This is a genomic window from Mesorhizobium sp. M0189, from assembly GCF_040322135.1.
Lineage (GTDB): Bacteria > Pseudomonadota > Alphaproteobacteria > Rhizobiales > Rhizobiaceae > Mesorhizobium.
In genome coordinates this window covers 54,408-66,622 of the sequence record NZ_JAMYSW010000018.1, presented here as the reverse complement: position 1 = coordinate 66,622, position 12,215 = coordinate 54,408, and the positions used below count along the sequence as shown (strand labels likewise).

Annotated in this window: 11 protein-coding genes and 1 pseudogene; 7 read left to right on the top strand and 5 right to left on the bottom strand. The window is 62.5% G+C overall.

Going from position 1 to position 12,215, the window contains the following annotated elements:
* Positions 1-34 precede the first annotated feature (34 nt).
* Positions 35-1,327, bottom strand: coding sequence for an ABC transporter substrate-binding protein (locus NKJ09_RS26355; protein WP_352494297.1), 1,293 nt, complete (start codon positions 1,325-1,327; stop codon positions 35-37).
* Between the two features lie 328 nt (positions 1,328-1,655).
* Between NKJ09_RS26355 and NKJ09_RS26350 the strand changes: the two genes are divergently transcribed.
* The 7 genes from NKJ09_RS26350 to NKJ09_RS26320 are packed head-to-tail and all read left to right on the top strand — an operon-like array spanning position 1,656 to position 7,918.
* Positions 1,656-2,921, top strand: coding sequence for an extracellular solute-binding protein (locus NKJ09_RS26350; RefSeq protein WP_352494296.1), 1,266 nt, complete (start codon positions 1,656-1,658; stop codon positions 2,919-2,921).
* A gap of 27 nt (positions 2,922-2,948) precedes the next feature.
* On the top strand, positions 2,949-3,881 hold the full coding sequence (locus tag NKJ09_RS26345; RefSeq protein ID WP_031195041.1) for a carbohydrate ABC transporter permease: 933 nt from the start codon (positions 2,949-2,951) through the stop codon (positions 3,879-3,881).
* A gap of 2 nt (positions 3,882-3,883) precedes the next feature.
* Entirely contained in the window at positions 3,884-4,717 is an 834-nt protein-coding gene (locus NKJ09_RS26340; RefSeq protein WP_352494295.1) for a carbohydrate ABC transporter permease, read from the top strand.
* Positions 4,714-5,451, top strand: coding sequence for a PIG-L deacetylase family protein (locus NKJ09_RS26335; protein ID WP_352492816.1), 738 nt, complete (start codon positions 4,714-4,716; stop codon positions 5,449-5,451). Before NKJ09_RS26340 ends, NKJ09_RS26335 begins: the two co-directional genes overlap by 4 nt.
* Positions 5,448-6,323: an ROK family protein gene (locus NKJ09_RS26330; RefSeq protein ID WP_352494294.1), complete on the top strand. Its 876-nt coding sequence runs from the start codon at positions 5,448-5,450 to the stop codon at positions 6,321-6,323. Before NKJ09_RS26335 ends, NKJ09_RS26330 begins: the two co-directional genes overlap by 4 nt.
* Positions 6,320-7,090, top strand: coding sequence for a GntR family transcriptional regulator (locus tag NKJ09_RS26325; RefSeq protein WP_352494293.1), 771 nt, complete (start codon positions 6,320-6,322; stop codon positions 7,088-7,090). Before NKJ09_RS26330 ends, NKJ09_RS26325 begins: the two co-directional genes overlap by 4 nt.
* A 36-nt stretch (positions 7,091-7,126) precedes the next feature.
* On the top strand, positions 7,127-7,918 hold the full coding sequence (locus tag NKJ09_RS26320; protein ID WP_023722251.1) for a sugar isomerase domain-containing protein: 792 nt from the start codon (positions 7,127-7,129) through the stop codon (positions 7,916-7,918).
* Between the two features lie 24 nt (positions 7,919-7,942).
* Here the strand turns inward: NKJ09_RS26320 and NKJ09_RS26315 are convergent.
* The 4 genes and pseudogenes from NKJ09_RS26315 to NKJ09_RS26300 all read right to left on the bottom strand — a co-directional run.
* Positions 7,943-8,607: pseudogene (locus NKJ09_RS26315) on the bottom strand (IS5 family transposase); the annotation flags it as partial.
* A gap of 148 nt (positions 8,608-8,755) precedes the next feature.
* On the bottom strand, positions 8,756-9,184 hold the full coding sequence (locus NKJ09_RS26310; RefSeq protein WP_352494292.1) for a type II toxin-antitoxin system VapC family toxin: 429 nt from the start codon (positions 9,182-9,184) through the stop codon (positions 8,756-8,758).
* Positions 9,184-9,429, bottom strand: coding sequence for a type II toxin-antitoxin system VapB family antitoxin (locus NKJ09_RS26305; RefSeq protein WP_023722247.1), 246 nt, complete (start codon positions 9,427-9,429; stop codon positions 9,184-9,186). Before NKJ09_RS26305 ends, NKJ09_RS26310 begins: the two co-directional genes overlap by 1 nt.
* Before the next feature lie 748 nt (positions 9,430-10,177).
* Positions 10,178-12,175, bottom strand: coding sequence for a CHASE2 domain-containing protein (locus NKJ09_RS26300; RefSeq protein ID WP_352494291.1), 1,998 nt, complete (start codon positions 12,173-12,175; stop codon positions 10,178-10,180).
* Positions 12,176-12,215 lie beyond the last annotated feature (40 nt).

Genomic DNA, 12,215 nt, shown 5'->3' with positions numbered 1-12,215 from the left:
TCCAAAGCGCCGGGCTCTCGAAACAGCGCCTTCGCTATTTGGCGGCACGCTCCAGGATCGAGACGGCATCGGCCTGCGCGTTCGCCTGCGCATCCTTGGCCGAGAGCTGACCATACTGCAACGCCTCGAGCGTCTGCTGCAGCGATTCGCTGAACTCCTGGCCGCCCGGCACGACAGGGAAGGGCTTGGCGTCGGCAAGGACGCTAACATAGCCGGACAGGAACTCGGAGCCGAGCTTGTCCTTATGGGCTTCGATGTCGGAGGTCCGCGTCGGCAGGATGCCCATCGACATCAGAATATCCGACATTGCCGAGGCGCCGTTCTCGCCGGACTTCGGACTGTTCAGCCACGCCAGGAAATCCCATGCCGCTTTCTGCTCGGCTTCACCGGCATTGGCGTTGACGACGGTCATCCACGAATAGGAGATCGAGTGCGGCTTGTCGCCGTTCGGACCCACCGGGATGGGTGCGGTGGCGATATTGGAGAACTTGTCGCCCATGCCGCTCTTCAATGCGCTTTCCCACCAGTTGGCCATGATGATCATGCCGGTCTTGCCGGAAACGAAACTGTCTAGGAAGGGGCCGGTAGTGTTGGCGTCGGCCGTGGCCATCGCCGGATCGCTGGCACCGGACTTGATCAGGTCCTCGTAGAGCTGGAAAGTCTCGCCGGCTTGAGGACTGTCGAGCACCGGTTTGCCGTCCTTGACCAGCTCGCCGCCATTGGAGGCCAGCAGCGAGGCGAAGGGATGGACGACGCCCGCCGCCCAGGAATTGATCATGCCGAAACCTTGCTGGCCGGCATCTTTCCTGGTCAGCTTCTGGGCCGCATCCTTCAATTCGGACCAGGTTTTCGGCGCGGCCGTAATGCCTGCCTGCTTGAACAGCTCCTTGTTGTAGTTCAGTGCATAGACGTCGATCTCGTTTGGAATGCCGTAGAGCGTGCCACCAACAGAGGCCGCACTGACGACACCGGCCGGCCACGCGCTCTTGACCTCGCCGGCAACCGCATCGGGGGCCGGCGCGACCAGCTTGTCTCGCGCCAGTTCGGGCAGCCACAAATCATAGATGCCGCCGATCGTCGGCCCGTCCGAGCTGCCGCCCTGGGAACGCAGTGTCGTCAGGAGATCGCCGAAGGGGACGGCGCGCACGGTGACGGTCACATCCGGATTGCTCTTGGCGTAGTCCTTGGCCGCGGCGTCCAGCAAAGCGACCGTTTCGGGCGACCAGTGGGTCAGATAGGAGATGTTGACCGATTGGGTCCAACCAATGGTGGGCGAGGCCAACAACCCTGCAGCCAGCGCCAGTTTCGAAATCCAAGCCAAAGACATCCGACCCTCCGCATAGCCACACAGCGACGTCCATGACGTTATGACAAGTTGAAGCAACGATGCAAGCGCTATCTTCGTGGAGAGCTCCTGCCGGTGTTGCGGCGTTTTCTTACTGCGGTCAACCAAGCATGCAAGATTATATCGTGAAAACAAGAAATTATCTGATACAGTTCGAGATGATTCTCCGCTGCCGGCCATGCCCGAACATACCGCAAGGCACTTGCGGTCCAAGTCATGTCGTTATAATGACATGAGAAAAGCTATGACTGCCTTGCGGCTTTTGAACCGCCGTGGGGATGACAATATCGACAAGAATGGGAGACTGAGCATGCTTTCAATTCATCGACGCGCCGCACTCCGCCTGATCGGCGGGTTTGCCGCAGTCTGCACCGGGGTCCTCACCGCACTGCCGGCCAAGGCCGACGACACCGTGACCCTGTGGAGCTGGCGCACCGAGGACGAGGCTGCGATGCGCCGCATCTTCGACGCCTTCGAGGCCAAGACTCCCGGCATTAAGGTCAACATCCAGTTCACCCCCGACGCCGACTACCAGAACCGGCTGAGCACGGCGCTGCGTGGCGGCCGCGGGCCTGATATCGCTCAGCTCAAGGCTTACGGCGAACTGCAACCGTTCATCGAGGGTGGGTATCTCGACGCGCTCGACGACAGCGTGCCGGAGCTGAAGAACATGCCCGATAGCGCGCTGGGCGGCGCTCGTGGCCGTGCCGACGGCAAGACCTATGGCGTGCCCTATTCGGTGCCGATGATGGGCGTCTTCTACAATCAAGACATCTTCGCCGCCCAGGGCATCGACATTCCCAAGACCTACAAAGATTTCGTCGCCGCCTGCGAGAAGCTGAAAGCGGCGGGGATAACGCCAATAGCCGCCGGCGGTGCCAACGGCTCCGCCTGGGCGCTGGAGATCGGCGTCGGTGTTGTCGGCCCGACCATCTATGGCCCGGGCTTCTACGACGAAATGATGAGCGGCAAGGCGACCTTCGAGGATCCGCGCTACGTGGCTGCCCTGAAACGCTATGCCGACTTGAAACCGTATTTCTCCGACGGCTTTGCCGGGGTCGATTACACCACCTCGACACAGCAATTCATCGGCGGCAAGGCGGCCATGTTCTTCGGCGGCTCGTTCGAGAACGGCAGCTTCAAGGCGCAGAACCCGAAGCTGAAATTCTCGATCTTCCCGTTCCCCGCCGACGATCCTGCCACCAAGCTCTACACCTCGGCCTTTTCAGACGGCTCCTATGGTCTGGTCTCTGAAAGCACCAACAAGGAGGCAGCGATCAAGGTGCTCAACTTCATGGCTTCGGCCGAGTTCGCGCAGCTCTTCGCCGACGAGTTGGGCTGGCCGCCGGCCCGTACCGACGTCACCGTGAAGGACCCGGTACTCGCCACGATGATGGAGATGTCGAAGAATTCCACACCCTATCTGACGCTTGTCGGCTTCCGCTGGCAGACGCCTACGGCCTCCTCGATCCTGCAGTCCGAGATCATCGACATGGTCGAAGGCAACATCACGCCGCAGAAGCTGGCGGCGGACATGCAGGCCGCCGTCAGCAGCTGGTTCAAGCCGAAGCAGTAGGCCGTCACACCCTGCGCGAAACAGCACATGATCGCCCGTCGCCGCAAAAGCAGCCTTCAGCGCACCCAGCAGCGCATGGCCGTGCTGTTCATCGTGCCGGCACTGGCCGTTTATGCGCTGTTTGTCCTTTATCCGCTGCTGATGTCGCTGTGGGGCAGCTTCTTCGTCTGGAGGGGCCTGCGCATGCTGGAGTTCGCCGGCCTGTCGAATTTTACCCGCCTGTTCGTTTTCCCGAGCGGTGGGCGGCTCTACGGAGCGCTCTGGCACAACGTCGCCTGGTTCTTCGGCATCATGCTGTTCCAGAACGGCCTTGGTCTGCTGTTGGCCTGGCTGCTGTTCCTGCGCGCCAAAGGGGCGGCCTTCTTCCAGTCGGTCTTCTTCTTCCCGGCAGTGCTGAGCCCGGTCATCGTCGGCGCCCTGTGGCGGCTGCTGCTGGCGCCCGGCGGCACCATCGAATGGATGCTCAACGGCCTTGGCCTGCATCAAGGCAGCCTGACGGTTCTCGGCAACAGCCACACGGCACTCGTGATGCTGATCGCCGTTGACGCCTGGAACTGGATGGGCCTGCCGGTGCTGATCTACACCGCCGGCCTCAGGCAGATTTCGTCCCAGATATTCGAGGCTGCCAGGCTGGATGGCGCCGGCAGCGGCCGCATGCTGGTCTCGGTTGCCCTGCCTTTGCTGATGCCGGCCGTCGGCACGTTGACGACGCTGTCGTTCATCAACACCTTCAACCAGTTCGACATCGTCTATGTCATGCAAGGCGTGCAGGGCAATCCGAGCTATTCCACAGACACGCTGGTGACCTATTTCTACCGGCTCGCTTTCGGCGCCGAAGGCGCGGTCGGTATCACCGATATAGGCCTGGCGCTTGCGCTGGGAACGCTGCTGTTTCTCATCCTCAGCATCGGCACGCTTGTGATGCTGCGCTTCTTCGACCGCCGCACGGTGCAACTGTGAATATGCTCGCCATCCCTCGACAGCTTGCTCGGCTGCCCGGCTGGACGGCGCTGGTCCTGTGGACCGCAGCGGTGCTGCTGCCGCTCTATATTCTCGTCGTCTCCTGTTTCAAGACCACGGCGGAGATCTACGACAACAGGCTCGGCCTGCCGCAAAGCTTTGCCTTCGACAATTTCGTTGCGGCCTGGACGCGCGCCGATCTCGGCCAGAATTTCATCAACAGCCTGATCGTCACCGGCGGTGCGGTGATCCTGACGATTATCGTGTCGGCAATGGCCGCCTATCCGCTGAGCCGCTATCGGCTGGGCTGGAACGGTATCATGCTGGGCCTGTTCCTGTCCGGCATCATGCTGCCGATCCGGCTTGCCTCGGTGGAGCTGTTCACGCTGATGCGCAACCTTGGCCTGCTCGATTCGCTGATCGGCCTGATCCTCGTCTATTCAGCCATCCGCATTCCCTTCGCCGTCTTCATCTTCGCAAATTTCATGAGGGTACTGCCGTCCGAGCTCGACGAGGCTGCGCGCATGGATGGGGCCGGCGAGGCGCGCATTCTGTTCCAGATCGTGCTGCCAATGGTGAAGCCAGCTATATCGATCGTTGCCATCTTCACCGCTATCGCGGTCTGGAACGACTTCTTCTTCCCGCTGATCTTCATTTTCGACGACCGCTACAAGACCGTGCCGCTGGCCATCAGCGTGTTTGTCGGCCAGTTCCGCACGGATTGGGGCCTCGTGTTCGCCTCGCTTGCCATCTCCATGGCGCCCATCCTGATCATGTACTGTCTGCTTGCCCGCCAGATTCGCGAGGGCGTCGGCTCCGGGGGAGGCGCGAAATGATCGAGGACAAGGTCTATGCCGCACGCTCGATTCTGGTCGTCGGGGCGCATGCCTTCGATGCCGAGGTGATTGCCGGTCCACTGGCGGCGGCGGCGGTGCAAGGCGGTGCCGAAGTCACCTTCCTGCATCTCAGCATGGGCGAGCAGGGCCATCCAAGCCTCGCCCCCGAGTACTATTGCGTCCAGAAGCAGGAGGAGGCCGCAAAGGCCGCAGCCAGGCTGGGCGTTGCCATGCGCAGTCTCGGGCTGCACGACGCCTTCCTGCCCTGCGACGACGAGACGGCGCTCAAGGTTTGCGATGTTGTGCGCGAGTTGAAGCCGCAAATCGTCATCACTCACTGGCATGGCAGCTGGCACAAGGACCATCGCGCCGCGGCCCGACTGACACAGACCGGTATTTTTTTTGCGGCATTGCCGACGCTGAAGCGCGACCATGCTGCACACACACCGCAACTGCTGCTGTTCGGCGAAAACTGGGAGGACGACGAAGGCTTTCGCCCCGAACACCTCGTCGACGTCAGCGACGGCTTCGAGGCCTGGAGCGAGGCGGTGCGGGAATACGAACTGGCACGCGGCCTGAGCAGTTTCCCCTACGTCGATTATTACAGTGCGCTTTATCGGCTTCGCGGCTGCCTGCGCGGCACGCGCTACGCGCAGGGTTTTGCGGCGGCTTCGCAGTCCTGGCAAGCCGGCAGTGGCCTGTTCGCGCCGGCCAATCGGAGCGGCTCTCGATGACACGCATTCTGGCTATCGATCTTGGCGGCACCAATTTGCGCGCCGCAATCCATAGCGGCGATGTTCGCTGGCTGGAGATGCTGAGCCGCGAGCCTGCGCCGACAAGCCTGGATGCCTTCGTCGCCCGTATCGGTGCCTTGCGCGCCGAGGCCGGTCCGGTCGACGCCCTCGGGCTTGCGGTGCCCGGACTTGTCGAGGGCTCGGTCTGCCGCTGGATTCCGAACCTTCCCTATCTCGACGGCATCGACATCGCGGCCTTGTTTCCTCGTCTGCCTGTTGCCATTGGCAATGACGCGCAGGTCGCCATGCTGGCCGAAGCGATCGAAGGTGCCGCAAAAGGCCTGTCCGATGCCATCCTGCTGGCGATCGGCACCGGTATCGGCTCCGCCGTTCTGGCCAACAACCGCATCGTTGCAGGCGCACGTGGCGGCGCCTGCTCATTCGGCTGGGCCTGCGCCGACATCGAGGATGAAGGCGAGGACCGTAGCGGCTGGCTGGAGCGCTTCGCTTCCGGGCGGGCGTTCGACGCCGCGGCGCGCCAGATCGGGCTGGCCAATGGCGGCAGGCTGATCGAGGCCGCGCGGGCTGGCAACACGGCCGCACTTGACGCCTTGGAGCTGCCGGCGCGCCGGCTGGGCACTGTCCTTGCGGGTGCGGTCGCGCTGCTCGATCCGCAGGCGATCCTGATTTCCGGCGGGCTTGCCGATGCGCTGGACGTGATAGGGCCGCCGCTGCTTGCGGCATTGCGGCGTCAGTTGCCGCCGCATCTGCGCGACGTCGTTCTGCGGTCCGGCGAATTCGGCTCCCGCGCCGGTCTCGTCGGCGCCTCGCTGGCTGGTCTCGCCGGAGCACAGTGGAGGCAGATAAGATGAGCCAAGTCAGCTTCCATCTGCCCGACCGCAGAAGGCCCGAGCCGCTCTGGTATCAGGTGGAAGAGGCCATCCGCGCCATCGTCAAGAGTGGCGAGTGGGCGACCGGCGACCAGATTCCGGCCGAAGACAGACTGTGCGCCTTGTTCGGGGTGAGCCGCATCACGCTGCGACACGCCTTGCGCAATCTTGAGGAGCACGGGCTGCTCAGGCGCGAACATGGCCGTGGCACCTTCGTGCGCTCCACCACGCTGGTCGCCGGCACCCGCGAACTCACCAGCTTCACGCAGGAAATGGGCAATATGGGCGTGGTCGCCGGCTCGCGCTTGCTCGACTGCAGCCTGACCACCGCCAATGCCGCCGCGGCCGGAGCGCTGGAGATCGAGGAGGGCGACCCGGTGGTGCGCATCCGGCGGCTCAGGCTCGGCAACAACGAACCGATCGGTATTCAGACTGCGCAACTCTCGGCCGCGCGCGTGCCGGGCTTTCTCGATGCCGGCCTGCTGCAAGGCTCGCTCTACGAAGCGCTGGAACGCCATTACGGCATCGTGCCGGTCGCAGCGCGCGAAAACTACCGTGTCGGCGCTGTCGGGGCGGCGGATGCCGAGTTGCTCGATCTGCCTGCGGGGAGCCCCGCTTTCGTGGTCGAGCGCATCACCACCGACGAGCGCGGCCCGTTCGAATTCACCGTCTCGGTGATGCGTGGCGACCGCTACGAAATCCGCTCGACGCTGCGTGCCGGTCGCGCCGCGCCAACCGCAAGAAGCTGAGCCATACCCAAGCCGACCCATAACAGGAGTACCGACGTGTCCGATCTTTACATACCCCGCCTTGCCGCCCTCATCGAACAGGCCTCGAAAGCCAATGCCGAAGCCTTTGGCGAAGCGGCCAGCCGCTTTGCCGACACGCTCGAGAGCGGCGGGTTGGTTCATCTTTACGGCTCGGGCCACTCGGTGTTGCCGGTCCAGGAAGTGTTTCCGCGCTACGGCAGCTATGTCGGCTTCAATCCGCTGACCGACCCGCGTGTCATGTGGCATAACGTGCTCGGCGCCGGCGGCGTGCGCGAACTTCTGTGGCTGGAGCGGACCGAGAAATACGCCGAGAAATTCCTCGACCACCAGCCGCTGAACAAAGGCGATTCGATCATCATCTTTGGCCACAGCGGCCGCAATTCGTCCGGCATCGACACCGCGCTTTATGCGAAAAAACGCGGCATCTTCGTCGTTGCGATAACTAGCAAGAACAATCTCGACAAGCCGGCGACGCACTCTTCCGGCAAACGGCTTGCCGATGCCGCCGACCTTGTCATCGACACCTGCTCGCCGATCGAGGATGCCATCGTGCCGGTCGAGGGCTGGAGCCGGCCGGTCTCCGGTTCGTCGACCGTGCTTGCCATGATCCTGGCGCATGAGCTGATCGCGCGCACCGCCGAGGCGCTTTCGAAACGCGGCATCGAACTGCCGGTTTTTGCCTCGCCGACAATTGCCGGCGTCACACTGCACGACACCGACGTCATCTATGGCGTCTATCGCGAGAAAATGCTCGAGGCGCAGAAGAAGCACCTGCCGACGTTCCAGGCGACCATGCGCGGCGAATGACAACCGGGCAGGGCACGCAAAACGCTAGGACGTAGACTCATCACCGCGTAGCCAGATGCGAGTTGACACGAGTTTCAGGGCAGCAAGGTAGTTTTCTGCCAGCTTGTCATATCGAGTTGCGATGCGAGGGAACTGCTTGGCCTTGTTGAAGAACGTTCGACGAGGTTGCGGGCCTTGTAGAGAAAGGGGCTGAAGCACATCGGGTCCTTGCGGTTGGCCTTGGGCGGGATGTTGGCCCATGCCTTTTGCGCGGTGACGGCATTGCGCAAGGCGTGGCATCATAGCCCTTGTCGGCGAGCAGCATGGCACCCTCGGGCAAATCCTTGATCAAGTCCGCTGCGTAGGCGATGTCACTCATTTGACCTGCCGTGAGCGTCAGCTTGATCGGCCTGCCTTCGGCGTCGACAAGAGCATGGATTTTGGTCGTCAGCGCGCATCGGGAACGACCGAGACAATAATCTCGATCCCCCTTTTTGCTGTCGCGCCTTGCTGATGGACGCGAACAATGGAGGTATCGATCATCTGCACCGTTGCATCATGGGCTTTGGTGATGCCATGCATGAGGCGGTCCCACACACCTGCTTTCCGCCATCGAACGAAGCGATTGTAGCAGGTGGTGCGTGGGCCGTATCGCCCCCTGGAAGATCGCGGCATGGCGCACCCGATCGCAGCACCCAGAAGATGCCGTCTGCCCGCTGTGCCTGGACGGTGATCGTGCCGAAGACTGCAGCGAACGTTCCTCGTAATATTGCGTTTAACCATGAAAGACGACGATTCGCCCAAAGCATGCAAAAGGGCCCATCGGCTCTCGCGCCGCGATGCAAGGCCAGGAAAGCCTTACGCCAGATCAGTTTGTGAAAAGTCATTGCCCTTGTAAAGCAGGGCAAGCCGGTGAGCCTTCGCGCAAGCGTAGCCAAAACAATCGCCGAAATTGAGATCGGCTTTGTGCCCGACTGCTTTGCCGTATTTCATGCTGGCTTCGATCGCCCGGTCGCCGATGTCGCCGGATATCATGATTTCCTTGCCGGCGATCTCGATCAAAAAGGCGTCGACGGTATCACGGGCTTGCGCCAGCATGTCGGCCGTGGGCTTGGCGTTCTTTTTGATGGCTTCGGCCGATGCTCGCGCGAGACCCTGGACTGCCTCGAACCGGACGAGCGGGGAGATATACAGCGGCTTGGTCGCGGCCGCGAGCCGCTTTTCCAGTTCTTCCGCGCCAGGTTCCTCGTTCAGGATGGCAACGATCACCGAGGCATCGACGAACATCAGTCGTCGCTCCACATTTGGTCGGTGAATTTCTTCATATCGAAATCAGGGTTGGCCGGCCCGATCCGCCGCGCCATTTCCTTGACTTTGGCAAGTCTCTCGCGCAGCGGGACGCTGCCGCGGTTGCGCTCGATCTCATGGCGCAAGGCGGTTCTGACGGCCTCGGTCTTGCTGCGCGCGTTGGTAATCTGCTGCAGCTCGACGGCCATGGCATCGACGTCGGGATCGCGAATGAAGAGCGGCATTTGTATATCCTCTGAGTGATATATGTATATCATATCGCAGATATACTGGCCAGCGAATTCGCGAGCGGCGGTTTTGATAAGGAGGGGAGGGAGGAATGCAGCTCGCGAAAATCCGTCGGAAGGTTCGGTTCTGGTGCTCAGTCCTTGGAATTGCTCGGCGTCTGAAACACGTCGCTGCGGCCATGTTACTGTCAACGCCCACATGCCCAAGGCGCATCGGCGCTACGTACGCCGACGCCTGCGCATCCCAACATCCGCGGCGACCGATTGAGGTCGATAGACCGCCCACGCGCCCGACGAGGCCAGCGCCAGCTGCATCGATTGCGTCAGGTTCATAACGGCCATAATCCCGGCCCAGCGAACTCTCTCGTTAGGGCAGCTCGGGGAGTGCTACGGCTGGATGCTCTTGGGAACATCCCGAGCGCATGATCCGGCGGCGAGGATAAACAATCTGAACCACGCGCTGCCTCCACATGATGGCGCCGGCGAACTCAACGAAGCCGTGCTGCATTCGTGGTGAACTGGATAACACGGCCTATCTTCTCGCTCGAAAATTCGGCGGCCTCGACAATCATTGCCGGGGTTACCTCGACGGATCCCTTCGCCGTCTATCCGCGTCTCATCGGCTGTCGCGCTGATCCGGATTGACAGCCACCCGCAATTAAAGGGCCGTTTGATGACACCTAGGCCTCCCCAGCAGTATTAATTCACAAAGCAGGTCGGCACCCCTGCCATCCGCTGGATCCGGTCAGCGTGTGCTTCGGGTTCGGGGTGCAAGATCAGGCGGTGCCATTTGCACGGATGGCGGCGAACCAACCGCCACGGCAGGGGCGCCAGATTGCTCACCACGTTGGCTCTCTACTTCGCGGCTCATACCTTGGTGAGCAGCTTGCATCTCCGGAACGGTGAAAACCGGCACCTCGCCCTTGAAACCCTGGAGCTCAAAGGCGCCTGCCTGGACGACCGGCATCGATGCTCCTGCCGCAAAGCCGGGACCAAGCACCAGGGGGATGCCCAGCTTCTTGGTCGTCGACTCGAGCCGTGCCGTGCGGTTCACCGGGGAGCCGATCGCGGTGTAATCGAAGCGCCGTTCGGAGCCGAAATTGCCTACCGAGCAGATGCCGGTCTCGATGGCGACGCCGATTGCGATGGAGGGGTGGCCGTCCGCGGTGAAGGCGGCGTCTTCACGCTTCACCCGTTCGATCAGGGCAAGGCCCGCGTCGAGCGCGCGCTCGCGATGGTCCGGCTGATCAAGCGGCGCGTTCCAGAAGGCGAGCACCGCATCGCCCATGAACTTGTCGATGGTGCCGTCGCGCTTGAGGATCTCATCGGTCGCAATGCCGAGGAAGTGATTGACCACCTTGGCGATTTCCTGGGTATCGAGTTGTTCGCTCATCGTCGTGAAGCCGCGTATGTCGCTGAGCAGGATCGTAATCTCGCGCTTCTCGCCGGACAGGATCGCTTCGGTGTCCGAGCTTGCGAGGCGCTGCACCACGGAGGGCGACAGATACTGGGAGAACTGCCGTGCCAGGGTGGACCGGCGCTGCTCGCTGCGCCTGTAGAGAACATAGCCTTCGAAGCCGGCTACCAGGATCGTCGCAAGCGCCGGCTGCAGCGGGTCATAGAGTGCACCCTGCAGGCTGTATTCGAGAGCGCCGAACACGAACGGCGTGACGGCCAGCAGCACGAGAGCCAGGGCACCAAGCACGACACGCCAGGCGAGCACTCCGGAAAGTCCGATGAAAACGACGGCACTGAGGACAAACCAGAGCCGCTCGAGCATACGCGCGTGCGTTGGCTCTGCCAGGTAGCGCCCGGCAAGCATCTGGCCGATTGCATCGGCGTGGATGTCCGCGCCTGGTCGCGCTGGACGCGTCGGGGTGGGCAGGTACTGCGTCAGTCCCACGGCCGACAAATCGACAATGGCGATGGCGTCCCGCAGCCGCGGATCGCCATGGCCCGAAAGGATAGTGCCGGCAGATAGGCGCGGCGTGTCGGTGGCGGTTTCCCATAGCCGGATGCTCCCCTCGGGCTCGAGCGGCACAATGGCGCCAGCCATCCTGAGTGCATTAAACCCCGCGGCATTCAGGCGGGCTATGTAGCCGTCCTGTCCGGCATAAAGGCGCAGGAGTTCGAGCGCGAAGGACGGCCACAGCTGCACGCCTTGAGCGGTGTTGCGAAGCCACAGCAGCGGCACATGGCGCAGTACGCCGTCGGGGTCGGGCAAGGTGCGAATTACGCCGAGGCCCGCGGCGGCGTTCGAGAATTCGGCAAGCGAGCCGGTCAGGCCGGTGAAGCCGGGAAGTGTGTCGGGTACTTGCCCGACGATCGACCAGCCGGCTTTGGGCTCTGCTTCTGAAACCGTCGCCTCGTTGCCCAGGCTGACGGCAAGCGCCGTTCGATTTTTCGCCAGTGCCGCTGCCAGGCGCTTGTCTCCGGCGATGCCCTCAGGCGAGGTGTCGGCCTCGGGCAGCACCAGCGCAAGCCCGATCACCGCGGCGCCGGACTCGGTGACACCATCGACCAGATCGGCCAAAAGGCCACGGTTCCAAGGCCATCGCCCATGTGCCTTGAGGCTGGCGTCGTCTATCGAGACGATCACGACAGGATTGCTCGTCGCCTGGCGCGGGGCGAGAAACTGGTAGAAGTCGTACGTGCGTTCGCGCAGGCGCGACAACGGCCCGTCAAAAGCCAAATGGCAAGCGAGCAGCAGGAGCACGACCACAAGGCCGGATACTTTGCGCATGCCAGCTTGCCGCCAATCAGCCCAGCGCCAACCGACCAAG

Coding starts and splice junctions, on each gene's coding strand:
- NKJ09_RS26335 (WP_352492816.1), top strand. CDS start 4,714: ATGATCGAGGACAAGGTCTATGCCGCACGCTCGATTCTGGTCGTCGGG.
- NKJ09_RS26330 (WP_352494294.1), top strand. CDS start 5,448: ATGACACGCATTCTGGCTATCGATCTTGGCGGCACCAATTTGCGCGCC.
- NKJ09_RS26305 (WP_023722247.1), bottom strand. CDS start 9,429: ATGCCGCTCTTCATTCGCGATCCCGACGTCGATGCCATGGCCGTCGAG.
- NKJ09_RS26310 (WP_352494292.1), bottom strand. CDS start 9,184: ATGTTCGTCGATGCCTCGGTGATCGTTGCCATCCTGAACGAGGAACCT.
- NKJ09_RS26300 (WP_352494291.1), bottom strand. CDS start 12,175: ATGCGCAAAGTATCCGGCCTTGTGGTCGTGCTCCTGCTGCTCGCTTGC.
- NKJ09_RS26350 (WP_352494296.1), top strand. CDS start 1,656: ATGCTTTCAATTCATCGACGCGCCGCACTCCGCCTGATCGGCGGGTTT.
- NKJ09_RS26325 (WP_352494293.1), top strand. CDS start 6,320: ATGAGCCAAGTCAGCTTCCATCTGCCCGACCGCAGAAGGCCCGAGCCG.
- NKJ09_RS26345 (WP_031195041.1), top strand. CDS start 2,949: ATGATCGCCCGTCGCCGCAAAAGCAGCCTTCAGCGCACCCAGCAGCGC.
- NKJ09_RS26355 (WP_352494297.1), bottom strand. CDS start 1,327: ATGTCTTTGGCTTGGATTTCGAAACTGGCGCTGGCTGCAGGGTTGTTG.
- NKJ09_RS26340 (WP_352494295.1), top strand. CDS start 3,884: ATGCTCGCCATCCCTCGACAGCTTGCTCGGCTGCCCGGCTGGACGGCG.